This window comes from Thalassospira profundimaris (assembly GCF_003326675.1).
In the GTDB taxonomy this organism is placed as follows: Bacteria; Pseudomonadota; Alphaproteobacteria; order Rhodospirillales; family Thalassospiraceae; genus Thalassospira; species Thalassospira aquimaris.
Genome location: NZ_JPWF01000004.1, coordinates 312,934 through 338,223 on the forward strand (window position 1 = coordinate 312,934; position 25,290 = coordinate 338,223).

The 25,290-nt window shown below is 53.7% G+C and carries 27 protein-coding genes; 7 read left to right on the plus strand and 20 right to left on the minus strand.

Going from position 1 to position 25,290, the window contains the following annotated elements; translation table 11 throughout:
* Nucleotides 1-55: 55 nt before the first annotated feature.
* The 3 genes from TH19_RS07985 to TH19_RS07995 form a co-directional block, all read right to left on the minus strand.
* Nucleotides 56-1,315: an MFS transporter gene (locus TH19_RS07985; protein WP_114101795.1), complete on the minus strand. Its 1,260-nt coding sequence runs from the start codon at nt 1,313-1,315 to the stop codon at nt 56-58.
* Nucleotides 1,316-1,403: 88 nt separating this feature from the next.
* Nucleotides 1,404-2,132, minus strand: a complete 729-nt coding sequence (locus tag TH19_RS07990; RefSeq protein WP_181846356.1) for a TetR/AcrR family transcriptional regulator — start codon at nt 2,130-2,132, stop codon at nt 1,404-1,406.
* A gap of 231 nt (nt 2,133-2,363) precedes the next feature.
* Complete coding sequence (locus tag TH19_RS07995) at nt 2,364-2,594, minus strand: DUF2798 domain-containing protein (protein WP_114101797.1); 231 nt, start codon at nt 2,592-2,594, stop codon at nt 2,364-2,366.
* A gap of 95 nt (nt 2,595-2,689) precedes the next feature.
* Here TH19_RS07995 and TH19_RS08000 point away from each other — a divergent pair, with 95 nt between their 5' ends.
* Together TH19_RS08000 and TH19_RS08005 are read left to right on the plus strand one after the other, a co-directional pair.
* Nucleotides 2,690-3,607, plus strand: coding sequence for a LysR family transcriptional regulator (locus TH19_RS08000; protein ID WP_114101798.1), 918 nt, complete (start codon nt 2,690-2,692; stop codon nt 3,605-3,607).
* Nucleotides 3,608-3,713: 106 nt separating this feature from the next.
* Complete coding sequence (locus tag TH19_RS08005) at nt 3,714-4,601, plus strand: AraC family transcriptional regulator (protein WP_181846357.1); 888 nt, start codon at nt 3,714-3,716, stop codon at nt 4,599-4,601.
* A 100-nt stretch (nt 4,602-4,701) separates the two neighbouring features.
* On the opposite strand, the gene TH19_RS08010 is transcribed toward TH19_RS08005, so the two are convergent.
* From TH19_RS08010 to TH19_RS08040, 7 genes are all read right to left on the minus strand, one after another.
* Nucleotides 4,702-5,922 (minus strand): hypothetical protein, encoded by a 1,221-nt coding sequence (locus TH19_RS08010; RefSeq protein WP_220151709.1) that lies wholly within the window; start codon nt 5,920-5,922, stop codon nt 4,702-4,704.
* Between the two features lie 298 nt (nt 5,923-6,220).
* Nucleotides 6,221-8,875: an alanine--tRNA ligase gene (alaS, locus tag TH19_RS08015; RefSeq protein ID WP_114101799.1), complete on the minus strand. Its 2,655-nt coding sequence runs from the start codon at nt 8,873-8,875 to the stop codon at nt 6,221-6,223.
* Between the two features lie 167 nt (nt 8,876-9,042).
* On the minus strand, nt 9,043-9,558 hold the full coding sequence (locus TH19_RS08020) for a GNAT family N-acetyltransferase (RefSeq protein WP_114101800.1): 516 nt from the start codon (nt 9,556-9,558) through the stop codon (nt 9,043-9,045).
* Nucleotides 9,551-9,685 (minus strand): entericidin A/B family lipoprotein, encoded by a 135-nt coding sequence (locus TH19_RS08025; RefSeq protein WP_258547868.1) that lies wholly within the window; start codon nt 9,683-9,685, stop codon nt 9,551-9,553. Before TH19_RS08025 ends, TH19_RS08020 begins: the two co-directional genes overlap by 8 nt.
* Nucleotides 9,686-9,903: 218 nt before the next feature.
* Complete coding sequence (locus tag TH19_RS08030) at nt 9,904-10,080, minus strand: DUF1328 domain-containing protein (RefSeq protein ID WP_114098521.1); 177 nt, start codon at nt 10,078-10,080, stop codon at nt 9,904-9,906.
* Nucleotides 10,081-10,130: 50 nt separating this feature from the next.
* Nucleotides 10,131-10,271, minus strand: coding sequence for an entericidin A/B family lipoprotein (locus TH19_RS08035; RefSeq protein WP_114101802.1), 141 nt, complete (start codon nt 10,269-10,271; stop codon nt 10,131-10,133).
* Between the two features lie 225 nt (nt 10,272-10,496).
* On the minus strand, nt 10,497-11,552 hold the full coding sequence (locus TH19_RS08040; protein ID WP_114101893.1) for an alpha/beta hydrolase family protein: 1,056 nt from the start codon (nt 11,550-11,552) through the stop codon (nt 10,497-10,499).
* Nucleotides 11,553-11,684: 132 nt separating this feature from the next.
* On the opposite strand from TH19_RS08040, the gene TH19_RS08045 reads away from it, so the two are divergent.
* Nucleotides 11,685-12,713, plus strand: a complete 1,029-nt coding sequence (locus TH19_RS08045; RefSeq protein ID WP_114101803.1) for a helix-turn-helix domain-containing protein — start codon at nt 11,685-11,687, stop codon at nt 12,711-12,713.
* Nucleotides 12,714-12,742: 29 nt separating this feature from the next.
* Here TH19_RS08045 and TH19_RS08050 read toward each other — a convergent pair whose 3' ends face one another.
* The 3 genes from TH19_RS08050 to nikR all read right to left on the minus strand — a co-directional run bounded on the left by TH19_RS08050 (nt 12,743) and on the right by nikR (nt 15,017).
* Nucleotides 12,743-13,048 (minus strand): NIPSNAP family protein, encoded by a 306-nt coding sequence (locus TH19_RS08050; protein ID WP_114101804.1) that lies wholly within the window; start codon nt 13,046-13,048, stop codon nt 12,743-12,745.
* A gap of 105 nt (nt 13,049-13,153) precedes the next feature.
* On the minus strand, nt 13,154-14,227 hold the full coding sequence (gene recA / locus TH19_RS08055; protein WP_114101805.1) for a recombinase RecA: 1,074 nt from the start codon (nt 14,225-14,227) through the stop codon (nt 13,154-13,156).
* Nucleotides 14,228-14,537: 310 nt separating this feature from the next.
* Nucleotides 14,538-15,017: a nickel-responsive transcriptional regulator NikR gene (nikR, locus tag TH19_RS08060; protein ID WP_114101894.1), complete on the minus strand. Its 480-nt coding sequence runs from the start codon at nt 15,015-15,017 to the stop codon at nt 14,538-14,540.
* 99 nt (nt 15,018-15,116) lie between these two features.
* Between nikR and TH19_RS08065 the strand changes: the two genes are divergently transcribed.
* Both TH19_RS08065 and TH19_RS08070 read left to right on the plus strand, forming a co-directional pair.
* Nucleotides 15,117-15,911, plus strand: a complete 795-nt coding sequence (locus tag TH19_RS08065; protein WP_114101806.1) for a DUF4198 domain-containing protein — start codon at nt 15,117-15,119, stop codon at nt 15,909-15,911.
* A complete protein-coding gene (locus TH19_RS08070; RefSeq protein ID WP_114101807.1) occupies nt 15,911-16,444 on the plus strand; it encodes a carboxypeptidase-like regulatory domain-containing protein in 534 nt (177 codons plus the stop codon). The genes TH19_RS08065 and TH19_RS08070 overlap by 1 nt, the downstream gene beginning before the upstream one ends.
* Here TH19_RS08070 and TH19_RS08075 read toward each other — a convergent pair.
* The 4 genes from TH19_RS08075 to TH19_RS08090 all read right to left on the minus strand — a co-directional run bounded on the left by TH19_RS08075 (nt 16,427) and on the right by TH19_RS08090 (nt 19,550).
* Nucleotides 16,427-17,326: a DMT family transporter gene (locus tag TH19_RS08075; protein WP_114101808.1), complete on the minus strand. Its 900-nt coding sequence runs from the start codon at nt 17,324-17,326 to the stop codon at nt 16,427-16,429. The two genes, TH19_RS08070 and TH19_RS08075, sit on opposite strands and share 18 nt — an antisense overlap.
* 269 nt (nt 17,327-17,595) lie before the next feature.
* Complete coding sequence (locus tag TH19_RS08080) at nt 17,596-18,285, minus strand: substrate-binding periplasmic protein (protein WP_147250736.1); 690 nt, start codon at nt 18,283-18,285, stop codon at nt 17,596-17,598.
* Between the two features lie 154 nt (nt 18,286-18,439).
* On the minus strand, nt 18,440-18,595 hold the full coding sequence (locus TH19_RS22715; RefSeq protein ID WP_181846358.1) for a hypothetical protein: 156 nt from the start codon (nt 18,593-18,595) through the stop codon (nt 18,440-18,442).
* Between the two features lie 229 nt (nt 18,596-18,824).
* Nucleotides 18,825-19,550, minus strand: coding sequence for a substrate-binding periplasmic protein (locus TH19_RS08090; RefSeq protein WP_114101811.1), 726 nt, complete (start codon nt 19,548-19,550; stop codon nt 18,825-18,827).
* A 286-nt stretch (nt 19,551-19,836) separates the two neighbouring features.
* Here TH19_RS08090 and TH19_RS22720 point away from each other — a divergent pair, with 286 nt between their 5' ends.
* Nucleotides 19,837-19,977, plus strand: coding sequence for a hypothetical protein (locus TH19_RS22720; protein ID WP_181846359.1), 141 nt, complete (start codon nt 19,837-19,839; stop codon nt 19,975-19,977).
* A gap of 24 nt (nt 19,978-20,001) precedes the next feature.
* Here the strand turns inward: TH19_RS22720 and TH19_RS08095 are convergent, their stop codons facing one another.
* A complete protein-coding gene (locus TH19_RS08095) occupies nt 20,002-20,691 on the minus strand; it encodes a substrate-binding periplasmic protein (RefSeq protein ID WP_114101812.1) in 690 nt (229 codons plus the stop codon).
* Nucleotides 20,692-21,033: 342 nt separating this feature from the next.
* On the opposite strand from TH19_RS08095, the gene TH19_RS08100 reads away from it, so the two are divergent.
* Nucleotides 21,034-21,933, plus strand: a complete 900-nt coding sequence (locus tag TH19_RS08100) for a DMT family transporter (RefSeq protein WP_114101813.1) — start codon at nt 21,034-21,036, stop codon at nt 21,931-21,933.
* 59 nt (nt 21,934-21,992) lie between these two features.
* Here TH19_RS08100 and TH19_RS08105 read toward each other — a convergent pair whose 3' ends face one another.
* Together TH19_RS08105 and TH19_RS08110 are read right to left on the minus strand one after the other, a co-directional pair.
* Complete coding sequence (locus TH19_RS08105; protein WP_114101814.1) at nt 21,993-24,578, minus strand: hybrid sensor histidine kinase/response regulator; 2,586 nt, start codon at nt 24,576-24,578, stop codon at nt 21,993-21,995.
* A gap of 161 nt (nt 24,579-24,739) precedes the next feature.
* On the minus strand, nt 24,740-25,288 hold the full coding sequence (locus TH19_RS08110; protein ID WP_114101815.1) for a hypothetical protein: 549 nt from the start codon (nt 25,286-25,288) through the stop codon (nt 24,740-24,742).
* Nucleotides 25,289-25,290: the final 2 nt, after the last annotated feature.

Sequence of the window (25,290 nt, forward strand, 5' to 3'; positions counted from 1 at the left end):
ACGCCCGCATTATTGTGCGGGCGTTTTTCTGTTCATACAGGTCTCAGACGACCGGCTATTCCGCAGGCGCTTCGGCCGGTGCCGGCACCAGGGCGCGCGACTTGACCCAGCCCAGAATGCCAATCACGCAAATCAATGCGGCAATCCCGCCAACCATAAAAGGCGATGTGTTATTCAGCCCGGCAAGAACGCCACCGGTCAGAACGGCTGCCGCCTCGGCCAGCACATGGACGGACCGGTAAATGCCCAATGCCTGGCCCTGTTCATGCGCGCCTGCCCCGTTTGAAATGAACAGGCTGGTTGTCACCTCGCACCATGCGATCCCGAAAGCAGCAATGCACATCGGCACAAAAACCCAAACCAGACCATCAGGCAGAACAAAGGTCACCAGACCAATGGCCAAAAGCAAATGACCAAGGGTGGCAACACCGCGCAAACCCAGTGGGCGCTGTGCCCGTTCCACGGTCAATCCGGCCAGAATAAGCGGGATCGAAATGATCGCCGAACACATACCAAGGAAGCTGCTGGTCACGTCGCTGGTCTGAACCAGATAGACACCAAAGAAGCAGAAGAACAAATAGATCGCGAAATAGCTGGCAAATGAAACCGCATAGCCCGGCAACAGCACGGAGTCGGTCAAGGTTGCCCAGACAGTTCGCCCGGCAATCGCCTGATCATCCTTGGTCCGACCGCGACGGCGCGCATATTCCGGAATGTGCAGAACAACCGCGACCACCAGAAGGTTAAAGCCATACATGCCCGCCGCAAAGAAGAACGGCCAGGAAACGTTAAAGGACGGATGAATGGACGGGTCGGAGAAAAAGCCGCCCATCAACGGCCCGACGATCCAGCCAACATTGATCGCCACCGTAATCAGGCCAAAGTTGCGCACCTTGTTTTCCGGCTTGCTGATATCCGATGCAATGGACTGGGCAATTGCCATATTGCCTTCGCACAGGCCCGACACAAACCGCCCGATCAGGACCAGCGGCAAGTTCGCACTCGCCACACCCACCGCCACAACGATATAGCCACTGGCCGCCCCCAAAAGGGACGCCATCAAAACCGGCTTGCGCCCGACCCGGTCGGACATCCGGCCAAGCCAGGGGGCACCAATGAACTGCCCGATGGGATAAAGCGCCATGGCAACGCCCAAAAGGATGGTGCGATATTGTTCGGGAACCGACGGATCAAGAAAGCCCAGTTCGGGTTTCAGGAACATCGGGCCGAAGACAGGATAGGGCAAACTGAAACCGGCAAAGCCAAACAAGACAGTCAAAAAGACTGCCGACATTGCCTTGTTTTCCTGTGACATGGGGAACTCCTTGGGGCGTTTGGGGCGCGTTTCTTTAGGGGGCGCTATTGGTGGCGAGAGGGGATAGAAATTATCGTCAATTCATCGGTCAAAAATCGGGAGTCCCGGCATAGGCAGCAGCAAGCGCACGAACCTTTTCACGTGCATCATCAACCTGCCAGCCAGCCCCGATCATCAGATCGGCCAGGCCATCGCACAAAATGCCAACGGCATTCTTGCGCAATTCCTGGCCGTAATGCCGGTCGGTAATTTCTGATAAAACCAGCACATTGATCCCGTAACCAAGCCCCCAACTGCCAAGGTTAAGATTGCGGCTGCGGCTGGTCATGTCCGGTGCAATGCCAAGTTCGTCCTCCCCCTCGGTCAGGAAGGTTTGAAACATGGTGGTGATAGCATTGATCTGATCAAGCTGGGCCTGATGGCGGGCCGGGGTTGCGCGTTTCCAGACCGACGGCGCCAGGGCAAGATATTCGGCCTCGAACAATTGCGGATGATCGATAGAAAAACTCAGATCAAGCAAATTGGCGATGATGTATTTTTCAATCGCACTGCCGTCGTGATTGCGTGCGATGTCGAACTTCCCGGCGCGTTTGGCACCGGCCATAACCGCAAGCCCGATCAGCAAATCTTCCTTGCTGGCGAAATGGCCATAAAGGGTGCCAACCGAAATGTCGCAGGCCCGCGCAAGGTCCGACATCTTAAGCTCGAAAAAGCCGACTTCTGCGATCAGCTCTCCCGCGGCATCAAGGATCAGTTCTTCGCGTTGCTGGCGTTTTTCCATGCGGTTTTGCGCAACCATACCAATGCGGCCTTCCATCCAATGGATCATTTTTGACGTAAAATCGAATTTGGTTCAATTTTTGGATTTAAACAATCGCCGTTTTTGCATGGGTGGGTTTCTGGGCAGGATTCATCGCCGCAACACATTGAATTTATGAAAAACCCGAACCAATAGAAAAAGCCCGACAATCAAAACTGCCGGGCTTTTTGACGCATCTTTGATGGCGCGCCATATGTATTGGGCGGGGTCGGATAAGTGCTGTTAAGGTCAGGCGACCTGACGGACAAGACGCGATGTGATCTTGTTGACCGTTCCGGCACTGAGCATCACCAGCGTAAAGCCGATCGGCCAGGCAACGATAAAGGCCTGCGCCCAGCGCGACGTGTAACCGGCATCAACACCGGTATTGATCAAGGTGACAATGCCGGTCATCAAAAAGCAAAGCCACAGCGACATAAAGAACGAAAAAACCATACGCTGCATCTGCGGGGGGAACATAACGGCTCCTCATATTGGGTCTGTTGTTGGCGACAAACATCCCTTATTCTTGTTTTTGGGAAAAGATCACAATTTCGGAACCCGGATTCTCAAAAATGGAACACCTGAAGAATCTCGATGATCTGGCAATCTTTGCCTGTCTGGTGGATGCCGGCAGTTTACGGCGCGGATCGGCCCAGATGCGTGTGCCGGTCGCGACCCTTAGTCGCCGTCTGCAAAAGCTTGAAGCAGCCCTTGGCAGCAAGCTTCTGGATCGCGGCAGTGGCAATTTCACCCTGACCGAAGCAGGTCGTGAATATTACGACCGCATCAAACCGATCATGTCCGAACTGGCCCTGCAACTGGGTGAAATTGATCAACGCCAAAGCCAGTGTGTCGGTTCATTGCGCCTTGCCTTGCCGGTCAATCTTGCCAATTACTGGCTGCCGGATTTCTTTTCCGACTTCATGACCAAATATCCGCGGATCGAATTGCGCCTGACACTATCGAACGCGCTTCTACCCGAAGAAGACTTTCCGTTTGATGTGGCAATCCGGGTTGGCAAGCAAACCCGGCCATCATTGATGATGCGACGACTTGCGGGAACATGGCTTGTTCCCTGTGCGGCACCGTCCTATCTGGCGCGCAAAGGCTATCCGTCATCCCCAACCGACCTTGCCAATCATGACATGATCATTTCCCGCCCGCTTTTGACCTGGCGGTTTTATGATCGCACCACCGGGGCCGAAGAAAACATCACCGCCACCGGCCGGTTCAATGTTGATGAAATGGAACTGGCGATCAAAATGGTCCGCAAGGGGCACGGGCTTGGTCTTTTTGCCCATAACATCATTGCCGACGATCTGGCATCGGGCAAACTGGTGCCGATCCTGCCCGACTGGGAAACGGAAATGCGTGATTTCTATGCGGTATGGCATGAAACCGATTTTATGCCGATGCGCCAACGGGTGTTTATCGACGAACTTGCCGCCTTTGCGCTGCGCAATCCACCCGACAAGGGCGTTATCCGCTAAATGCGCAAGATCGGTCAGGTATTGTTGCCATGATCCATGCATGATCACGCCAGGATGATTAAGCCAAGAGCAACACACCAACCACAACCCGTCAGGTATCACCGCAATGAGCATCCCGGCCAAAACAGATATCGAACGCCGGTTTGACCGGGTGATTGCCCATATTGATGCCCATCTCGATCAAGCCCTGCCCCTTGATGTGCTTGCCAGTATTGCCGCCTATTCCGCCTTTCATTTTCATCGGCAGTTCGCGGCCTTTTACGGCATCAATGTCGGGCATTATATCCGCCTGATGCGGATGCGCCGGGCAGCCCATATGCTGGCCTTCCGCCCAAACATTCCGGTTCTGCAAATCGCCCTTGATGCCGGGTATGAAGGGCCCGAGGCCTTTGCCCGTGCCTTTCGCCAAATCCACGGGCTAGCCCCGCGTGATTTTCGCAATGCCCCGAACTGGGAGGGCTGGCAGGCCCCGTATCAAGCACTTCTTTCCGTGCGGAGAAATACGATGCAAAACACCATTGCAAACGACGTGACCATCATTGATTTCCCGGAAACCAGAACGGCCTGTCTGGATCATCTCGGTCCGCCTGCACGGATCGGGGATACCATTCAACGGTTCATCGCATGGCGCAAAACCCACCATTTGCACCCGTCAAAACATGCCACATTCAATATTGTCTGGTGCAATCCCGATGACACCCCGCCCGATCAGTTCCGCATGGGGCTTTGCGTTACCACCACGCAAACCCTTTCCGCCGAGGACGAAAAGATGGGTCTTTATTCCCTGACCATCCCGTCCGGTCGCTGCGCAAAACTTCGCCATATTGGCAGCGATCAAACCCTTGGCGACAGCGCCCTTGCCCTTTATCGCGACTGGTTACCACAAAGTGGCGAAACACCCGGTGACTTCCCGCTGATTTTCCAGCGCGTCGCCTTCTTCCCTGACGTGCCGGACCACGAAGCCATCACCGACATCATCCTGCCACTGGCGTGATGTGATTGGGGCAACACCAGTTGCCTTACCACATCGCAATCATCAGACAAAACAAAAGGGCCCCGGTTGGGGCCCTCTTAATCTTCAGACAATTTATGCTTTAGCTATCAAGAGCCATTTCCTCGGCCTCTTCTTCTAATGCTTCGATACTGACATCCAACGATCCATCTCGCTTAGACTTGATCTTGGGAGCAGACTTGCGCCATGCAACAAGGTTTTGCCCAACCTCTTGATAAAACTCGGGCACTATCTCTTCCAAAAGCGAAATGAAGTTGGTCTGCTGAGTAAATTTCGCACCAACTCTGCGCGATAGCAGAATATGGAAACCCAGAACCTGCATCGTTTCCTTCCCGGTCTCGGCCGTAGCGGAATCCTCTCTAAGGTCTTCTAGCGGATAAAGAGTGGCTTCGCTGCTACCCGGCCACATTAACCGCACGTGTATGTCTGGCGTTTCGACTGCCTTTAGCTGCCGCAATAGCCAATTCACACGGGCCTTGGTCGACTTCTTATCTTCTGGAGCCCTTAAGAACATTTCGACCGATATAGTACGCGTCATCAAATTTGCATAAATCTCAACAGGAGAAGCTGCATCAGGAATAATCAACGTCGTACTTAGTCGCTTTGTTTCTCTGAGGCTGGCAAACTCTTCCTTAATCCGCAGATTGGGATCATCCATATGTTTTCTTGGTAGTTTTTCTCGGACCAGTGTTTCTGTCTGCCGACTCAAGATAAGAGACAGATCACGGGTTTCCTGATGCCAAGCTTCGAGAACGACCTGAGCTGCCTCGGATTTCGCAGGAATTCCCTCTGACGCCGAGACCAGCTTGTTTAGCTCAGTCCATTCAGCAGGCATCCGGTCGAACCCTTTAATTCCAGTACTTTCGTGCGTCAAAAACCTCTTGAGTTCATTCAGCAAGTATAGTTGATCAGGATCAGCTATCTCATTGTTGCTAATTAACAAGTCTGCCGTCGTAAGAACAAACATCCAAGACCAGTGATAAACTGGAATTTTGGATCGACTTTTCCGTACCGATTGCAGCGGATGATTTTCTGGCTTCGAAGTGAACTGGTTCGAAATCGTGATAACACAATCGACCCCATGCAATTTTGCAAGATTGCGATATCTATCGACCTGATCATCGTCCAAAACGTTAGAAGCAACTTTCGTTTCCACTAGAGCCCGCCACTCACGCTGGCCAGTTTTGACGATCAGAAGTCCGTCTGGACGGTCTTTTGTCGCATTCTTATCACCAGAAAAAACGATCTCTGTAAAAGCATCGACAGTTGAAGTTTTCCCTACGCGGACTCCAACAGACTTCAAGAGTGACTGTCCAAACTCATGTATGCTCGTCAAACAACTTAGGACAACGGCAGTAGTTCGTCCTTCCTTTGAAGTCGTGGCCAGAACCGGAAACAATCTCGCGGCCTCGCCTTGGGATAAGTAATCTGGTCTCATGTTTCTCTCCCCACAAACACAACCAAAGGTTATCCCTGCAACTACAACCATCGCAATCAAAAGATTTATTAACTAGACATAATTTACGCAGTCTCAGCGCAGAAACAGAAAAAGGGCCCCGTTTGGGGCCCTTCCAATATTCATACTTTTGGTTGTCACGGCATTAGCCGGCAACATGCGCCTCGATGGCGGCGAGTGCAGCGTCAGCCTGTGACGGGTCGGAACCTCCGCCCTGCGCCATATCCGGACGGCCACCGCCGCCCTTGCCGCCGAGTTTCTCGACGCCGATACGGACAAGGTCAACCGCGCTGAATTTCGCGGTCAGGTCTTCGGTCAGGCCCACCACGATGGATGCCTTGCCGCCATCACCCGAAACAAGGGCAACGATGCCAGAACCCATCTGATCGCGCAGCTCGTCAACCATGCCTTTGAGTTCCTTGGCCGGAATGCCGTCAAGCGAACGCAGGGCAAGTTTGACACCATTGACTTCCTTGAAGGCATCGCCACCCGATGCACCGCCGGAACCGGCAGTCGCAAGTTTCTTGCGCAGGTCGGAAACCTCGCGTTCCAGACGACGACGTTCTTCCTGAAGTGCCTTCACACGGGCCGGGACGTCTTCGGCAACGGCCTTAAGATCAGCCGCAACCGTTGCCAGCACGTTTTCGCGTGCAGCCATATATTTGGCAGCATCAGCACCGGTCAGGGCTTCGATACGGCGCACACCGCTTGAAACCGCACCTTCGGAAACGATTTTGAACATGCCGATATCGCCGGTGCGCTTGACATGCGTACCGCCGCAAAGTTCCAGCGAATAAGCATGTTCGTTGCTTTCCGGCAGGCCCATGGAAACAACACGGACTTCATCGCCGTATTTTTCGCCAAACAGCGCCATCGCACCCAGTTCAATCGCCTCGTCCGGGGTCATCAGACGGGTGGTGACTTCGCTGTTTTCGCGGATCAGACGGTTAACGTCTGCTTCGATGATTGCGGCTTCCTCGGCGGTTACGGCCTTGGGATGGGACACGTCAAAACGCAGGCGATCCTGCGCAACGAGCGAACCCTTCTGGGTCACGTGACCACCCAGATGCTTGCGCATCACGGCATGAAGCAAATGCGTTGCCGAGTGGTTGGCACGCAAGGAAGAACGGCGGGAATGATCAACACGGAATTCCGCGGCATCCCCCACATTGACATCACCCTCGACAACCTTGCCCAAATGCACATGCAGCGCGCCGAGCTTTTTCTGGGTGTCGGTGATTTCAATGATCGCACCTTTTTCGGTTTTGATCACGCCGGCATCGCCCTGCTGACCACCGGACTCACCAAAGAAGGTGGTCTGGTTGGCAAGAACGGCAACTTCGTCGCCCTTCGATGCAGCTTTGACCTCGGCACCGTCCTTGATCAGGGCAGTAACAACGCCTTCGGCGGTTTCGGTTTCATAGCCCAGGAACTCGGTCGCGCCATCACGGTCGTTGATGTCAAACCAGACTTCCTCGGTCGCAGCTTCGCCCGAACCCGACCATGCGGCACGTGCCTTGGCTTTCTGTTCTTCCATGGCCGACGAGAAACCGTCTTCATCGATGCCGATTTTACGCGCCTTAAGCGCATCGGCGGTCAGATCAAGCGGGAAGCCATAGGTGTCATAAAGCTTAAAGGCCACATCACCCGAAAGGGTCGCACCTTCGCCCATGCCATCCGTCGCGTCATCAAGCATCTTGAGACCGCGATCAAGCATGGTTTTAAAGCCCTGCTCTTCAAGCTTAAGGGTTTCTTCGATCAGGGCCTGTGCACGAACCAGTTCCGGGAACGCACCGCCCATTTTGCGGACCAGTGCGGGGACCAGTTTATACATGACCGGATCCTGGGTTCCGACCATGTGCAGGTGACGCATCGCACGGCGCATGATACGGCGCAGAACGTTACCGCGACCGGCATTGGACGGCAGAACACCATCAGCAATCAGGAAGCTGGTCGAACGCAAGTGGTCGGCAACCACGCGGTGCGACACATTATGCGGGCCATCCGGGTCGGTATTGGTGGCATCGGCAGATGCTTCGACCAGTGCGCGCATCAGATCAATGTCATAGTTGTCGTGCTTGCCCTGAAGGACAGCGGCAATACGTTCAAGGCCCATGCCGGTATCAATCGACGGCTTGGGCAGATCAACGCGATCGCCATTTGCCATCTGTTCATACTGCATGAAGACGAGGTTCCAGATTTCAATGAAACGGTCGCCGTCTTCTTCCGGGCTGCCCGGAGGACCACCCCAGATGTGATCGCCATGATCAAAGAAGATTTCCGAGCATGGACCACACGGGCCGGTATCGCCCATCGACCAGAAGTTATCAGAGGTCGGGATGCGAATGATGCGATCATCGGTCAGACCGGCGATCTTTTTCCAAAGACCGTGCGCTTCGTCATCGGTGTGATAAACCGTAACCAGAAGCTTGTCTTTGGGAAGACCATATTCCTTGGTGATCAGGTTCCAGGCGAATTCAATCGCGTTTTCCTTGAAGTAATCGCCAAACGAGAAGTTGCCGAGCATTTCAAAGAAAGTGTGATGGCGGGCGGTATGACCGACATTTTCAAGGTCGTTATGCTTGCCACCGGCACGCACGCATTTCTGCGAGGTGGTCGCGCGGGTATAATCGCGCTGTTCCTGACCGGTGAAAACGTTCTTGAACTGGACCATCCCGGCATTCGTAAACATCAGGGTGGGGTCATTGCGCGGCACCAGCGGGCTGGAGGAAACGACTTCGTGGCCGTTCTTGCGGAAGAACTCCAGAAACGTGGTGCGGATATCGTTAACGGTCTGCATATCTCTCCAACCCGGAAAACGCGGAACAAATTCATCCGCCATATTGGCGGACGGACTGCCCTATTTAGCGGCTCGGCCCTGCCCTGTCCAGTCAGGCGAAGGGATCAGGGCACAAATGTATCAAGATTTGTGAAATTACCGGATCGAACCCGAGGGCGGTTTGCTTGCTAAACATGGCTAAGGATCAAACGGAAATGATCACGACGCATGTTCCGAACAAACCCGACATGCGAAAATCCCAGTTTGGTCAACAGCTTGGCAGAAGATGCATTTTCGGGATGGGCAAAGGCAGTCAGGGTCGTCAATGCCGTTTGAGTTCGAGCATAGTCGATGGCAAGGCCTGCCAGTTCTGATGCCAATCCCTGCCCCCAGACATCCGGGTGAAAGAAATAACCGATTTCAGGGCCCCAATCGGGGTCAAACGGATCAATGTAAAGTCCGCCCCACCCGATGATTCTTTGATTTTCATGCAACCGCACCACCCAAGGCGCAAAGCCGTCTGTTTCCCGGCGGGCTTCAAACGCCATCACGCGGGCCTGACAATCGGTGATTGTTTGATCGCAATGGGTAAACTGCATGGCAGATGCATCGCCCAAAAACGCAAAGAGGTCGCCAATATCGGCGACCTTTACGGGCGAACAAAGCAGCCTTTTACCTTGCACAGAAAGAGGCGGGTTATTCATTCACGCTTTCTTGGATTTGCTGACCAAGCTTTTCCATATCACGGCCAAAACCCTCGGCGGTTTCACAGGCCGAAAGCGCCATGCCAAAACCAAGAACCATTGCAGCAGCCAACAAACGCTTTGTCATTGTAACCATCTTATCTGGTTGCTCCGTCTCTGTGCGGGTTTCACCGCTTTGTCTTTATGCCGGTTATTTTGGCGTGATGCCCTTATGCATGCAACTGATATCACCTGCTGATCTCACCGGCCCGGCACCACACATGTTGCGCATATGATTACATACCAAAAAGGACGCCTTTGTGACGTCCTTTTTGGTAGCTTTGAGGGCTGATAACGCGCATCACGTCACATTGGCGGGCGACGACCGCGCAGTGCATTTACCAGAAGCGAAATGGCAAACAGCACGATGAAGACAAAGAACAGGACTTTTGCAATCCCGACGAATGTCCCGGCCAAGCCACCAAAACCAAGAACGGCAGCAATCAGGGCAAGGATCAAACAGAATATGGCCCAACCTAACATGGCCTGATCTCCTGTGATTGTTCAGAATGATGACAGATCAGAATGGCGCTTTACTGCGCGCTTTCCTGAATGGCTTCGCCGGCATCTTCGACGTCTTCGCCGAAACCTTCGGCAGTTTCACAAGCCGCAAGACCAAGGCCCATGCCCGTAATCATCAGAACGGCAAAAATCTTTTTCATCAGGTCCGACATGTTTGTTCTCCTGTTTGCTCGTAAGTGAAATGCTTCACAACAATCAAAACGGGAAGAAGCGGATGATGTTCCCGCAAATCATGCCAATCACCTGATTTGACACAATTAAGGCAGCCGCAACCCTTTCATTTCCAAGCCCCTTGGCCAATCGTGATCATTTTGGGGCACGGGCAAAAGAAGCCGCGATTTTGGGGGCTTCCTTCGCCAATGTGACCGCAATGCCGGTCAGTCGGACTTGGGTTTAAGGGATAGGAAACCGCTGATTTCATCAATGATCTGCGCGTGGATCAAACCCCGGTCCGTCCCCGCCGGGTCCGAACAAATTGGATCATCATCCATCTGTGCCAGCATTTCGGCGACACCGGGAACACATTCCCCGAGGAAAGTCAGATGATTGGCCGGGGCAAAAACCGCATATTCCGGATGATCAAGCTTGGCCAAAAGGTTGCTTCCGGTTGCTTCAACATCACTGGCACGCCAACCATGTTCGCGCCCCAGCCGGATGAACAGAAAATCACCATCGACATCCTTGATGCTGTCGGGATCGACGGCATCGGTCATGCCCGGTTCAATGACGATGAATTTTTGAATGCGCGGGTCTTTCGAATTTGCCGACAGGTCATCGGGAAACTGGTCAAACTTCACCCCGCCCCGGCGCAAAAAGGCGCAATCCTGAACTGTATCGCCAAACCGGTCACAATATTGGCGATAAAGATCGCGATCAAACCGCAAACCCGCCAGATTAAGAACCGTTGACCCGCCAAGCGAGAACCCGGCCACCGCAATCTGGTCGGTATCGATATAGGGCGCGAATTCGGGATTGGCGAGAAGCTGGTCCAAGGTCGCGGTGATATCCGCCGAACGTTGCCCGATATAGGAGGTGCGTCGCGGGGATGAATCCCCCGATGTCGTACCCGGATGGTTTACCGCAACAACCATTGCACCACGCAGGGCAAGTTCGGACGACAACCAGCCAATCGCATCCATATTGCCCCCGGACCCGTGGGACAACAGGACAAGCGGATGTTTGCCCGGCGCAATTGCCGCACCGATATAAGCCATCGTCGTTTTCCAGATCGGTCCCTTATTGACCGGGGCACTATAAATACGGGTTCCCGCCGGATACCAGATCGATGCGGCAAGTGGCATGGATCGATGTGCGGCAGTAACGTCAAAGCGGTCATAGCCCGCCAGATCGCCCTTCGCATGAACAGGCATGGAGAAGGAAATTGCAGCGATCAGCCCGACAGTAAGACAGAATGCAGAAGTTACATGTTTCATGATTTCAATCCGTGTTCTAGATTTCAACAGCTTGAAACTGCCCCGGTTTTCCGGTGGCTGGCGTCCTGAAACCGGTTTCAGGACGCCCAAAACCGGTTTTCGTACCCGTCACCCCAGATCAAGACGAACCACATGATCGCCTTACCCGTTCCGATGATTGTCGCCCTGTTGCTGGGATATCTGTTTGTGCGTGCGGTCGTGCTTGGCAATACGACGCGGTTGCTGAATGCGTTGTTGCTTGCCTGCGCGCTGCAAAGCATGACCGTATCGCTGGTGCATTATTACGGTTTTGACGATGTCCGCCCCCTGCAACCGATTATGGCATCCCTGATCCCGGCCCTTGCCTGGATCGCCTTTCTGGAAAGTGCGATAAGGACACGCTTCAGACTTTCTGATCTTTGGCATGGCTTGGCCCCCGTCATCATGATCATCGTCATGTTTGTGGCCCCGGCCTTTATTGATGCACTGTTGGGCGGACTTTTTGTGGGTTATGCCCTTGCCATCATTCTGGCACTGCATCGCCAAGGCAATGATCTGGCCCATTCCCGGCTGGCATCGGGTCCGGTTCCGGCCTTGATATGGCGGGTAATTGCCGGGGCATTGATTGTTTCAGCACTAAGCGACGCTCTAATTTCGGCAAGCCTGCAATTGGGTATGGACCGTGCGCCGGGCATTATTCTGAGTATCTTTTCCTCACTGGCGGTTCTGGTGATCGGATTTCTCGCCCTGTCGCCTGATCTTGCAATTGCCAAGGACCACACCGACGCATCCAAAGAAGACACGCAACCATCCCCATCCGAGCGGATGGAACCCGAGGTTCCCATCCACGAGATCATGGCCGGGCTTGAACAAGTGATAGTGACCGAGAAGCTTTATCTTGATCCCGACCTGACCCTTGCGCGGATCGCACGGCGGCTTGGATATCCGCTTAAACAGGTTTCAACGGCCATCAATGCTCAAACCGGCGAAAACGTTTCGCGCTATATCAACAAGTTCAGAATTGACCATGCCTGCGCAGAACTTGGCCGTGGGCAGAATGTGACGACAGCGATGCTGGCCAGCGGCTTTAACACCAAGTCAAACTTCAATCGCGAATTTCTGCGCATTACCGGCAAAACGCCCAGCCAGTGGCAGCAACAAAGCTTGTCTGCTGATACCTGAACCGGCCGGACGTTTGTAGCCGGGCAAACTTAATCCAGGACCGGGCGCATAAAGCTGCGTTCATAGGAGATGATGCTGCGATTGCGGACCTCCATTTTCAGGACGTCCTGGCATTCCGCATCATCGGCCATCCGGTTGCGGTAATCTTCATATTCCGCAAGGCTTGGAAAACTGAACAGGGCATAGGCCACATTGCTTGCCCCTTCATGGGGCAGGAAATAGCCATGATGGGTGCCGCCCATGCGATTGACGATCGGGATCCAGCGTTTGGCGTATTCTTCAAATTCCGGGATCTTGTGGCTGTCGATGATGTATTTCAGATAACAGGTGATCATGGCGGGGCCTTTGGTTCGGAGTGGCGGACTTGATGGCTAAAACAAAAAAGACGAGCCGTGAATTCGGCCCGTCTTTTTGGAAATCATGCAGAAAACACCGCGCGATCAATCGTCGTTGACCGGGTCATCTTCGCTCATATTGGTCATGCCTTCGGCAATCAGCCCCGCACTTTCACGGATGCTTTTTTCGATTTCCTGGGTCATTTCCGGGTTTTCGCGCAGGAAGGTCTTGGCATTTTCACGGCCCTGACCGATCCGGGTCGAATTATAGGAGAACCAGGAACCGGATTTCTCGACGATGCCGGCCTTGACACCAAGATCAAGGATTTCGCCCATCTTGGAAACGCCTTCGCCATACATGATGTCGAATTCGACCTGCTTGAACGGAGGTGCCATTTTGTTTTTGACGACCTTGACACGTGTCTGGTTGCCAACGACTTCGTCACGGTCCTTGATCTGACCGATACGGCGAATATCAAGACGAACGGACGCATAGAATTTAAGGGCGTTACCACCCGTCGTGGTTTCCGGGCTACCGAACATCACACCGATCTTCATACGGATCTGGTTGATGAAGATAACCATACAGTTCGACCGCGAGACGGAGCTGGTCAGTTTACGCAAGGCCTGGCTCATCAGGCGGGCCTGCAGACCAACGTGGGTGTCGCCCATCTCGCCTTCAAGTTCCGCACGCGGGACAAGGGCCGCGACCGAGTCAACGACCAGAACATCAATCGCACCGGAACGCACCAGCGTATCGGCAATCTCAAGCGCCTGTTCACCGGCGTCGGGCTGCGAAATCAGAAGTTCGTCGGTGTTCACGCCAAGCTTGCGGGCATAACCCGGGTCAAGCGCATGTTCCGCATCGACAAATGCACAGGTCCCGCCAAGCTTTTGCGCCTCGGCAATTGTATGAAGGGCCAGGGTGGTTTTACCCGAACTTTCCGGACCATAAATTTCGATGATACGGCCACGCGGCAAACCGCCAATACCAAGGCCGATATCAAGGCCAAGGGAACCGGTTGAAATGGCTGAAATGTCAACGGCGCTTTCCCGCTGACCAAGCTTCATAATCGAACCTTTGCCAAATGCCCGTTCGATCTGCCCAAGGGCGGCTTCGAGTGCCTTCTGCTTATCCATAGTATCCTTATCCACCAAATGCAGCGCGGTCTGAATCATTGCTCGAACTCTCTTATTCCACAGGGCCGGGTAGGATGCAACGCAGGCGGTTCCCCGGACCTATAATGCGGAACGCCACCGCTTGAAGAACCTGCTGCCCCGACAGACTGTTTTCCCTGTTCACGTCAGCAGAACGATTGAGAACATAATGCGAACACTCTCATAAAATTTCAGATGTTGCAAGTTTGTTCTCATTCTTTCGCGGACAGATTTTCCATCCAAACAGAAACCCCGGCCACAACCGGACCGGGGTTTTCAAATTCATAAGGGGATACACAGCTTTTGGCGGATGGGCCTTTTGCGGACAGGCCTAGGTCGTGATTTTCAAATGTTCGTGCTTGTGTGCATGGCCATGATGATCATCGCCGTGATGATGGGTCTCGACATGCAACTCGCCCGGCACGGTATAAAGCTGTCCGTGGCGAACCCCCGGCTGCGCCAGCACCTTGTCGGCAAAGGTCCGAATTTCCGCGAGGTTCCCGCGCAAAGTCACGCTTTCAAGACAGGTGTCATGATCGATGTGGAAATGCACGGTCGAGACCGTCAGATTGTGGTGTTCGTGCTGAGTACTCATCAAACGGGATGCCAGCATCCGTTCTTCGTGATCATAGACATAGTTCAGCACGGCAATGCCCACACCATTGTCTTCTTCATCAAGCTTGGTGTTCTGAAGCTTTTCGCGGATCAGATCGCGGAAACCCTCGGACCGATTGGTATAGCCACGTCCTTCCAGGAAGGCGTCAAAGGCCTCCATCAGATCGTCTTCAATCGATACCGTCACGCGGGTCATGGCAAATCCCTTTTCAGAATCATCATCTTGACTTGTATGAACATTTTTGAAAAGTTCACACATCCTGTTCTACAGACCTAATTTCCCAAAGGATAGCAGATGTTTCAATCAAAGTTCGCACGCGCCCTGATAATTGGTGTGACCGGATGCCTTTTGGGCAGTGCGGCAAGTGCCCATGAATTCGTTGCCAGCACCAGCCAAACCGATGCCAAACCGGGCAGCACGGCGATCCTGATAATGGATTCGACCCATCAGTTCGGCATCCCCGAAGAAGCCGAAGCGACCAAACATGTGCGCGCGCAACTGATCACGACATCGGGCAAAACCGGCCTTGAGGTCGCAGAAAATCCTGATGCACCCAACCTTGCCGCATCCTTCACCTATCCCGATCAAACGGCCTGGCTGCAAGGCCACCGCCTGCCGGTGGTGTGGTCACAAACGCCCGATGGCTGGCTTGAAGGCGGAATGGATCAACATGCCGATGCGATCACATCTGCACGCTATGAAAAATTTGCCAAACATCTGATTGGCAGATCGCAGAATGATGACCTGATCACCACGCCACTTGGTGACAAACTTGAAATCGTGCCGCTTTCCGATCCGCGTAAAACCGCGATTGGCACCGATGCCGAGTTTCAGGTCCTGCTTGACGGGCAGCCTTTGACGACCACTGTCCTTGCGACCTATGCCGGGTTCACCGATACCCCGTCATCCTGGGCCTATTACAGCGAAACCCTTGCCGACGAACGCGGCAGCGGCATTGCCAAAGTCCGCATTTCATCACCGGGTCTTTGGGTTGTGCGTGTCGCAACCGATGTTGCCGATACCCAAGAAGGTGTACGGGTTCATAACTTGCGGGCAACGCTGAGCTTCCATGTGGATGGTCAGGATTAATGTTCGCACAATCTGCGCGATGGTTGCCTGTTCTTCTGGTCCTGCTTTTCGCAGGGCCGGAAGATGCCCATGCCCACGGGGCCGGTTGGCAGGTGACAAACAGCGATAACACGGTTCGCTATCGCTTTGGCTATACTGACGGCAGCCCGATGGCCTTTGCCGAGGTCGTCGTGACCAGCCCGGATGGCAAAACCTGGCAAAAGGCCCGCACGGACCGCACCGGCCACTTCGCCTTTGCCCCTGATATCGCTAATACCGGCGACATTGCAAGTGCCCCGGCGGGTAAATGGCAAGTCAAGGTTTCGGACGGGATGGGGCATGTCGTGCAACTCAGCCATCAGGCGGAAAGCGTAACGCCACCCGCAACAGCCGGGCAAGTGCCCACCGATGCGATCAAAGGCACCCCTGCCCTGTTTGACTTGCCGCTTTGGGCCGATATTCTGTTCGGGTTAAGCCTTTTGGCGAACCTTTATGGCGGCTTGCTGATCTGGCACCATCACACTTTGAAAAAGCAATCAGTGCAAGAACAATAAGGCGACACCGGCAAAGGCAAGGCAGGTCCCGGCAACGGCCTGCCAACCGACCGGTTTGCGCAGGATAATCCCCTCATAGACGATCAACAAAACCGGCGGCAACGCCATCAGGGTTGATGCAATTCCGACATTGGCATTCTGAACCGCCATCATCGAAAGCCAGACGCCCACCGCCGGACCGATCAGCGCGCCCAACAACAACCATTTACCGACATCGGGCGCGATACAGGCCGTCACCGTGCGGCGCACCCGCCCTAGTACAAGCGCAATCCCCCACATCACAATGACCGCCACCAGCGTTCTGATCCATGTTGCTGACAGGGCGGAATAGCCGTCAATCAGCGCATATTTGGCCGTGATCAGATTGGCAACCTGCCCGATGGCACCGCCCAGTCCAAAGAGGATACCGATCCCATAATTGCGTCCGGTCAGGCCAACGGGACGGCCCTTTTTGCCCAAAATAACGATCAGCACCCCGCCGACACCAAATGCAATTCCGGTCATTTCAATCGGGCGCAGGGTTTCATCAAACAGCAGCCAGGCCAGCACCGCGCCCATGATCGGCACGGTTGACATCAACAGCATCGAAAGCCGCGCGCCAATCAGAACAAAGGCCTGAAACAGCATGGCATCGCCGATCACAAGACCGACAATCGAAGAAAGGGTAAGCCAGCCCAACTGATCCCAGGTAACACTTGCCGGCCATGGCGATCCTTCAAGAACCAGATGCAGAACTGTCAGGCAGAAAATCGAACAGGCCAGACGCCCGCGATTGACCGTCTGGGCACCAGCCTTGCCGCCGACATTGGAAAAAATCATGCTCGACATTGCCCAGCACAAGGCAGCAGCAAAGGCGGCAGTTTCGCCAAACAGGGAAATCATGGGGCGCGTTTCCTGATAAGAGCTTGTTGCTCTGTTTTCTTTATCCGGCCTTTTACCGGCCTGTGATCATGGTGGCATGGTCTGCGCGCTATAAGCGCAAATTTTGACGGATTTGTAATCCTGATTTTTCATGGAACAGCTATGCATGGAGATTGCCGAACAGGAATGATGTGCGGCGATTGTCGGCAAGTATTTTGGCCGTCATACCACACCAAATAACAGCATCGCATTTCCATGCCATTCCGGGCGATCACCCGGGAAAAATGATATCAGGAACCGATAAAGGAATGACCTTCGGCATAGAACTTTTGAAGGACAGCTGTAATCTGCGTGATCAGGTCCTTATGCTTGGCTGCCAGCCAGACATAGGCACTTGTTTCTTTCAGGGGCGTTCGGGTCGTGCCGGAAAGCATATATCCATAACCGCGAAGGTTCAGATCATCAATCAACAAGGCATCGATCCTGCCCTTGTTGAACATCTCGACCATTAACTCGTAACTCGGCACGGCAATCCGGTTTGGATAAAACTTTGACAGATTATCAGACCAGTCTGTCCCGCGACGGTACCCCAAGGCGCTTTGCCCCAAACTTTCAAAACTTGTGATTTTAGGATCCCTGCTGACAAGAATACCTTCGCCACTGACAAGCGGGACCGGCACCATGACAACATCAGCCTGCTGATACGGGGCAAAGTCGGCCAGTCGCAGGAATTCTCCATCGACTTCGTCATCAAGCAGCAATTGCGCCGACCTTGCCGGCGGATTGTAGATGACAACAAAGCAAGGATTCTGATCGGCAAACAGATGTTCCAGTGCGGCGCCGACTTTCATGCTGATCGGATCGTTCTGGGAAGATAGTTCAAGACAGCTTCGCGCCTGTCCCGCGGGAGGCGCCGACAGGATAGATAGAATACAAATCCCCATGGCAAGGATGCCGTGGACAACAGGCGAGAATTTCATCAAACGGGCTCCGATCAAAACCTCCTGAAGCACATATGATCTATCCGGTCCCGGATCAATTCCGTATCGTTCGAAGTATTCAAGATTTTGCAGATCAGAGTCAGACCATCGCACACACAATCGCGGTGCGACGCAAATCCGTCTGAACGTTCACTCAGTTCTGCGGAACGAAGGTCAGTTCAATACGACTGGTGGCCACGTCATCGGCCTGTGCTGATGGTAACAATTCGAAAGACAGTAACAGCGCCACTACAAAAATAACGGCAACCATGCAGGATCGTACGATCCCGTTCGATGTGCGTTTCGCCATTTATACCCCCAAGCCTGCATCACTGATGGTTCTTTTACTGAACCTTGCCTGCGTGCAGTTTTGCCTGATATCCGGCCATTCATTTTGGATGAACCGGCAATTCATTGTTGTTTTTGGTATCCCCGGCAAGGTTGGCCTTACCAGCGACCATCAACTATAGATACAAAGAAAAGAAACATGCAAGAACTCTAAATCAAATGCGCCGACAAAAAGTGTCGCGCGCCTTCGATCAATCCAGCGAAGCCTTTTGGCGCAATTCCATAAGCATTTTGATATAGGCGGCGTTGCCCTTCTCTATGGCGGGAAGAAGGTCGGAAAATTCCGGGCGAACCCATGTGAAAACCTCAAGATCCTTGACCGGAATGGAAATATAGCCGTCGGGCAATCCCCCGGATAAATGCAGGGAAAATTCATTGATCAGCATGGCATCAAGCCGCCCGGCACGCAGCAGTTGCTGCATCATTTCCGGTCCAAGCGGGCATCGCATGACATTACCATAATCAGCCATCAGGTCTTCGGCCCAACCGGCACCAAGCCAGATGCCAACGGCCTCGTTCGTCAATTCATCAAGCGATTGAACGGTTCCCTCGCGCACGACCAGAAGCCCCGGCACGGTTCTTAACGGGGACTCGCCATGAACCAATCCGGCCTTGGCCTGCTGATCGAAATCGCCCAGCCCGGCAAATACGGCATCAACATCGCCTGTGCGAATGGCAATAACCGCACGCGCATTTGGCATTGAAACAGGCGTCACACATACGCCGACCTGTTTCATCACCTGTCGATAGGGTTCAAGTCCGAATGATGAACCGGTGGCTTCGGCCATTGCAATGCGCAAACATCGATCATCGGCACGCGCCACACTTGGCACCAGGATGCAGTGAAGAAAGGCCGCAAAAATAGCAGCAAGCAAAATACAGGTTCCCGACAACCTGCCTTCCCGTGTGTGTGCCATCCACTCCCCCAGGCAAACATTCTTAACCATAAGCGGTTGGCCGTACTCTTTTGGTACTTAGAATTTGTAACCGGCTCTCAACAGGCTGGTTTGCGGGGAACGATAATGGTTCTCAGAAAGGTTGGCTAGGGCAGTCTGGGAAAGTACGGGATATTTGCGGGGGTATCCCGAAACAGAAAGACCGCGCACTTAAGAAGGTACGCGGTCATATGGTCCCTAATCATCCTTCACAGAAAGGCTATTGGACAGAAATCAGATGCTCTACCACGGGCGGGGTTTCCCCGCGATGCAATGCATTGACCTTGGCCTGAACATCGCGATCCGCCCCGGCAATAAAGGATGCCCGCACTGCCGCCCCCACCTGTCATCAAAGGCGCGCCTGTTTACCGATATGGTCGCCGAAGAATATGCAGAGGCAGAATTCTGACCGCGTTACACAAGGGGCAATAGCTTACCCGTCATATCCAACAGCCTTAAGGTAGGCCTTGGTCCCGATGTCAAACTTTGGAAGAAAGTCGGCAAACTCAGCCCGAAGCCAACTGTAAACCGTGATATTTTCCACCGGAATGGCTTTGTATCCGTCTGGCACCCCGCCCGTTTGCTGCAAGGAATATCCATCAAGCAACATCACATCGATGCGCCCTTCCTGGAGCATTTCCTTTAACATTTCCGCCCCGCGCGGGACCTTGACGATATTCGGATAGCCGGAAATCAGTTTTCGTGGCCATGTTGCGCCAAGTGGTACGCCAAGCACTTCACCATGCAGGCCCCAAAAGCTTGTGATCGGCCCTTCCGGTACGATCAAAAAACCCGGCAACCTTGCAAGAACCACGTCACCATGCATCACGGGAACATCCACCAGTTCCGGAAAGTCTTCCTGACCGGCAAGAACTCCGTCAATTTTACCAGATTGTATGGCAGCGATGGCTCTGACCTGTGGATAGGTTGACGGTTTGACGCATAACCCTGCCTCTTCCATTACACGGCGGTAAAGGTCAATCCCCTCGGCTTCGATGTGAATTTCCGGTACAGCAATGCGCAGGCAAACATCCTTTGCCTCTGGTGATGTGACAAATAGTAGTGACAGGATCAGCCCCAGAAAAAGGCTCCCGAGAATAGAAACAAGGTCAAGCCGACCCATAGCCTGTTCCACCAGTCATGATATCCCCAAACGGCATTCGTTCCCCCGATGCCGCTACTCCGTAGTCTGTTTCCGTTTTCATTTGGAAACTCAGTTCATCCGACCTTTTTGGTCAGTTGATCCAGACGATACTCAGGAATATCGCCTTTGCCTATAGGTTTAATGGCTCTTTACATCTTCTGTTTGTAATTCCTGCTTGACCAAAACCCGGGGCAGGATCACCATCCGCGCGCGGGGAACAGATCACAATGCAACCGCGCCACCAGAACACCAAAATTTACCGATCAACCACGCGCTGTATCCAAACCGGATGCAAGCTGCCCCATTATACGAATATCGCAAATGAAGCTCGGGGATATTGCCCGTTACCTGTTCCTTGCCATTGTCTGGGGACTATCGTTTCTTGTCGTTGTCAAAATCGTCGACGCCTTTGGCTGGGTCGGTGCGGTTACATTCCGCGCCCTGATTGCCGCCGGTTCGCTTTATCTGCTCGCGCGCCTGTTTCGCAAGAAGCTTGATTTTTCGGCGGGCTGGCGTCCCTTTGCCATTGTCGGGGCAACAACCGTTGCCGGACAATTGATCGGATTATCCTATGCGGCCCCGCGGATCGGCACCGCGATGGCGGCAATTTTTGTCGCAGCCATTCCGCTGTTTTCCATGATCATCAGTCAGCTTTGGGGGCTTGAACGTGCTACCCGGCAAAGTTTTGCCGGTCTTGTTCTGGGGATTGGCGGCATTGTGTTGCTGGTTGGTTTTCCCGCGGTCCCGGTGACGACCGAATTTGCACTGGGTTGTGTGGCATCTGTTCTTGCCGCCCTGTGCGCAGCATTTGGCAGCAACTATGCCAGCCGTCATTTGCGCAATACCGGCAATTGGGAAACCACCATCGGCGCGTTTCTGTTTGGCGGATTAATGACCTTGCCGCTGATCGGTGCAGTACCGATCGAGCGCATCCCGGTCGCAGAAGATTACATGTATCTGATCATCGCAGCCGTGTTGATGAGTGTCTGCACCTATATCGTCTATTTCCGTCTGGTCGCATCCATCGGCCCGACACGGGCCATCAGCGTGGAATTTCTGGTCACGGTGATTGCTGTATTCATCGGGGCCACCGTGCTTGATGAAAAGCTGTCTGCCATGCAGTTCGCAGGCGGGGTGACAATCATGGTTGGTTGTGCACTGGTTCTGAACCTTGTGCCCGCATGGATGCGCCCGCGTCCGCAGGTAACCGACATTCCATGATGTGAATGTGTTCGGGATAAAAGAAAAAGGCGACCAGATATCGGTCGCCTTTTTTGTGTCTAGAGGACTTCCTTGACCTTGGTCGCAAGGTCTTTGAGCGAGAAGGGCTTGGGCAGGAAATGCACGCCGTTTTCTTCATCCAGCTCGTCACGATAGGTATCTTCGGCATAACCGGAAATAAAGATGACCTTAAGTTCCGGTTTGTTTTCACGCAGCATCCGGATAAGGCTTGGCCCATCGATACCGGGCATGACCACATCGGAAATGACAAGATCAATGGTCTTGTCGGTCTTGTTAAGCACGTCGAGCGCGTTCTCGCCATTATTGGCTTCCAGCACGTCATATCCCTTGCTGCGCAACGCACGTGCGCCAAAGGTCCGCACCGCGTCTTCGTCCTCGACCAGAAGGATCGCACCGGTCCCGGTCAGATCGCGTGACGGTGCTTCTTCGGTCACGGCCTGGGTTTCGGCAAGTTCCTGTTCGGTCGCCTCGTAGCGCGGCAAATAGATGGTAAAGGTCGTGCCTTTGCCTTCTTCACTGTTGACCGCGATAAAGCCGCCGGTCTGCTTGACGATGCCGTAAACGGTCGAAAGACCAAGCCCCGTTCCCTCGCCGCGTTGCTTGGTCGAGAAGAAGGGCTCAAAAATCCGGGTCAGGTTATCTTTGGGAATACCGATGCCGGTATCCGTGACCTTGATGCCAATATAGTCGCCCGGCGGAATGATTTCGGTACCGGTTGCGGTCGGTTCATCAATAATTTCACTGCTGGTCTGAACCGTAAGAGTTCCACCCTCGCCCGCCATGGCGTCACGTGCATTGACGACAAGGTTAATGATCACCTGATCAAGCTGGCCGGGATCGACCTTGACCAAGCCGATATCGCGCCCGTGACTGACCTTAAGATCAATCTTCTCGCCGATCAGGCGGCGCAAAAGGTTCGACATTTCGGCAAGCGCATCGGTGATATTGATGATTTTCGGCTGCAGGGTCTGACGACGCGAAAACGCCAAAAGCTGCCGGACAAGGTTGGCGGCACGATTGGCATTCTGTTTGATCTGCATGATGTCGGCAAAGCTCGGATCACCCGGCCCGTGGCGCGACAGTAACAGATCACAGAAGCCGATCATCGCGGTCAGAAGGTTATTGAAGTCATGCGCCACCCCGCCGGCAAGCTGACCAACAGCCTGCATTTTCTGGGACTGCGCAAATTGTTCCTCAAGGTTCTTCTGTTCGGTCGTATCAAGGAAATTCAGCAACAGCGCACCGGACTCACCCGAACGGCCCGCAACACGTTGCAGATAAATCTGGGCGGCAACCCCGCGTGCGCCAACAAGGCGGGCTTCGATCTGCCCGCCAGCAGACGTTCCGATAACCGCCTTGGACAGATACCGCGCAACTTCTTCACGGTCTTCGGGCAGGATCAGTTCCAGAATGGAGCGCCCGACAACCTGATTATAGCTTTGCCCGGCTGTGGCGATAAAGGCGCGGTTGGCATCGGTCACCGTACCCGACAGATCGGCAAGCACGATGGAAAGCGGGCTTTCATCAAAGAACCAGCGCACCCGGCGTTCGGTTTCGGCAAGGGCATGTTCCCATTCATGGGCCGGCATCGGATCAGGGAAGATCACAGCCTGGCTGCGAACCGGACCAGTCCCCGGCGCATTGATCGAATGGGTCACAAAGCAGCGAATGGGTTCGCCGCCGGAAACCTTGAATTTAACCTCGCCATTAATGCCATCGCCAACGATCAGATCGGCAAGTTCGACGGTGCCATTATTGAAATCTTTCGGCTCTCCGCCCAGCCAGCTGGCCAAGCGACGGTTGAGGTAAAGAATACGGCCTTCTTCATCAAGACCACATACCCCGACCGGAAGCCGTTCAATCATCTGATCAGCATGTTCAAACCCGCTTGCAGCCGCCGTGACCGGCAGGTTTGAAACCAGTTCCGGTGCAATCGGTGCCGAAAGAGCAAAGCTTTGCGCAGCCTCGCCCGATGGCAGCAACATTGACGCATCACTTTCGGACATGACGGCGGCATCAACACCGTCAACGGTCCATAACATCTGACCGGCCCGCGCATTGGCAGCGGTTACCGATATACGAAGGCAAGTGCCACTCGCCTTTTCCGAGGATTGGGTTGCATCGTGATCTTGCCCCTGATCCGGGGCATCATCCGCATCATCAATTTCGAATTTCTCGGAACGCGACAGATCGACAAACATCTGCCCGCCATCTCCGCGCATCGCACGGGTGCGCAATTCAGCAAGATCGTCACTTCCGATTCCAAGGAAGGACAAACGCGCTTCAAGCGCGGATAACATGTCCGATCCCGGTTCGATCCCAAGTTTGCGTGAAAAGGCGGGATTGGCATAAATGGTACGGCCATAGGCATCAATCAGCGCAACGCCGATGTCGGATTTGCCAAGACCGGCAATCAAGGGACCAAGCTCGGAATGCCCGCCATTGCGCCAGCGTGCCGACAGCGACAATGCCGCCACGGCAATAATCGCCACACCGGTGACCATCGCACCGATGATCCACATCAGACGCGCATCAAGGCCTGCCTTTGCCAGAACATCCATCAGGACAAAGACAAACACAAGGAATGCGACACTTACAGCAAGGATGAGCCCCCGAAACAGCACGCGACCGCCTTTAACGCCAATAACTTATCACTATAGTCTATACTTTTAGCTGGTTATCGCGCGACTGGCTACCGGCAAGTTTTGCCTGCCGGTAGCCAGTCGCAGTCATGTTCTCTCAGTTAATAGCAGTACCAAGAGACGCTCGGTTTTCTCAAACGCCCTCACGCGGCAATCTGAAAGATAAAATACTGGATAGCATCAAGGCGATTCCAATCTGCCATTTTACTGACAGGCGACACCACTAATTCCTCAACTCCATCTAATGCGGACAACTGCTTTCTGACATCGCACAATGCATCTTGTGCTATGGAATTTTCTTCGCATGCCACGAGAAGAACGAAATAATTTTCCATATTAGAAGCACTATCTGTTTTTCTTAGCTTCTCGACATCCTTACGCCACGAAGAAAATTGTTCTCGTGGCTTGTTATTCCACCCTGTCGCAGCCCAAGCTGTTTTGATTTCGATATGCGAAACATAAGAATCTTCGCTTTTCGATATGACGGAAATATCCGTTCTACTTCCTTTGTCTACGCCGGCGGCTTCAACATGAACCCGATATCCAGCATCAGTAAAGCTCTTGAAGATATGACATTTAATCTGGTCTTCTTTAGGCTTAACATCGCGATGCGCGAGCCTAGATATGACCTGATAGTCCCCGACAGCACCTTCTAAACCGGTACTGATCAATTGAACAAACGTATTGGTCATTG

What these genes read in the sequence shown, in the direction of transcription:
- TH19_RS07985 (WP_114101795.1), bottom strand. Translation starts at nt 1,315, where the DNA reads ATGTCACAGGAAAACAAGGCAATGTCGGCAGTCTTTTTGACTGTCTTG.
- TH19_RS07990 (WP_181846356.1), bottom strand. Translation starts at nt 2,132, where the DNA reads ATGGAAGGCCGCATTGGTATGGTTGCGCAAAACCGCATGGAAAAACGC.
- TH19_RS07995 (WP_114101797.1), bottom strand. Translation starts at nt 2,594, where the DNA reads ATGTTCCCCCCGCAGATGCAGCGTATGGTTTTTTCGTTCTTTATGTCG.
- TH19_RS08000 (WP_114101798.1), top strand. Translation starts at nt 2,690, where the DNA reads ATGGAACACCTGAAGAATCTCGATGATCTGGCAATCTTTGCCTGTCTG.
- TH19_RS08005 (WP_181846357.1), top strand. Translation starts at nt 3,714, where the DNA reads ATGAGCATCCCGGCCAAAACAGATATCGAACGCCGGTTTGACCGGGTG.
- alaS (WP_114101799.1), bottom strand. Translation starts at nt 8,875, where the DNA reads ATGCAGACCGTTAACGATATCCGCACCACGTTTCTGGAGTTCTTCCGC.
- TH19_RS08020 (WP_114101800.1), bottom strand. Translation starts at nt 9,558, where the DNA reads ATGAATAACCCGCCTCTTTCTGTGCAAGGTAAAAGGCTGCTTTGTTCG.
- TH19_RS08025 (WP_258547868.1), bottom strand. Translation starts at nt 9,685, where the DNA reads ATGACAAAGCGTTTGTTGGCTGCTGCAATGGTTCTTGGTTTTGGCATG.
- TH19_RS08030 (WP_114098521.1), bottom strand. Translation starts at nt 10,080, where the DNA reads ATGTTAGGTTGGGCCATATTCTGTTTGATCCTTGCCCTGATTGCTGCC.
- TH19_RS08035 (WP_114101802.1), bottom strand. Translation starts at nt 10,271, where the DNA reads ATGTCGGACCTGATGAAAAAGATTTTTGCCGTTCTGATGATTACGGGC.
- TH19_RS08040 (WP_114101893.1), bottom strand. Translation starts at nt 11,552, where the DNA reads ATGAAACATGTAACTTCTGCATTCTGTCTTACTGTCGGGCTGATCGCT.
- TH19_RS08045 (WP_114101803.1), top strand. Translation starts at nt 11,685, where the DNA reads ATGATCGCCTTACCCGTTCCGATGATTGTCGCCCTGTTGCTGGGATAT.
- TH19_RS08050 (WP_114101804.1), bottom strand. Translation starts at nt 13,048, where the DNA reads ATGATCACCTGTTATCTGAAATACATCATCGACAGCCACAAGATCCCG.
- recA (WP_114101805.1), bottom strand. Translation starts at nt 14,227, where the DNA reads ATGATTCAGACCGCGCTGCATTTGGTGGATAAGGATACTATGGATAAG.
- nikR (WP_114101894.1), bottom strand. Translation starts at nt 15,017, where the DNA reads ATGACCCGCGTGACGGTATCGATTGAAGACGATCTGATGGAGGCCTTT.
- TH19_RS08065 (WP_114101806.1), top strand. Translation starts at nt 15,117, where the DNA reads ATGTTTCAATCAAAGTTCGCACGCGCCCTGATAATTGGTGTGACCGGA.
- TH19_RS08070 (WP_114101807.1), top strand. Translation starts at nt 15,911, where the DNA reads ATGTTCGCACAATCTGCGCGATGGTTGCCTGTTCTTCTGGTCCTGCTT.
- TH19_RS08075 (WP_114101808.1), bottom strand. Translation starts at nt 17,326, where the DNA reads ATGATTTCCCTGTTTGGCGAAACTGCCGCCTTTGCTGCTGCCTTGTGC.
- TH19_RS08080 (WP_147250736.1), bottom strand. Translation starts at nt 18,285, where the DNA reads ATGAAATTCTCGCCTGTTGTCCACGGCATCCTTGCCATGGGGATTTGT.
- TH19_RS22715 (WP_181846358.1), bottom strand. Translation starts at nt 18,595, where the DNA reads ATGGCGAAACGCACATCGAACGGGATCGTACGATCCTGCATGGTTGCC.
- TH19_RS08090 (WP_114101811.1), bottom strand. Translation starts at nt 19,550, where the DNA reads ATGGCACACACACGGGAAGGCAGGTTGTCGGGAACCTGTATTTTGCTT.
- TH19_RS22720 (WP_181846359.1), top strand. Translation starts at nt 19,837, where the DNA reads ATGCAATGCATTGACCTTGGCCTGAACATCGCGATCCGCCCCGGCAAT.
- TH19_RS08095 (WP_114101812.1), bottom strand. Translation starts at nt 20,691, where the DNA reads ATGGGTCGGCTTGACCTTGTTTCTATTCTCGGGAGCCTTTTTCTGGGG.
- TH19_RS08100 (WP_114101813.1), top strand. Translation starts at nt 21,034, where the DNA reads ATGAAGCTCGGGGATATTGCCCGTTACCTGTTCCTTGCCATTGTCTGG.
- TH19_RS08110 (WP_114101815.1), bottom strand. Translation starts at nt 25,288, where the DNA reads ATGACCAATACGTTTGTTCAATTGATCAGTACCGGTTTAGAAGGTGCT.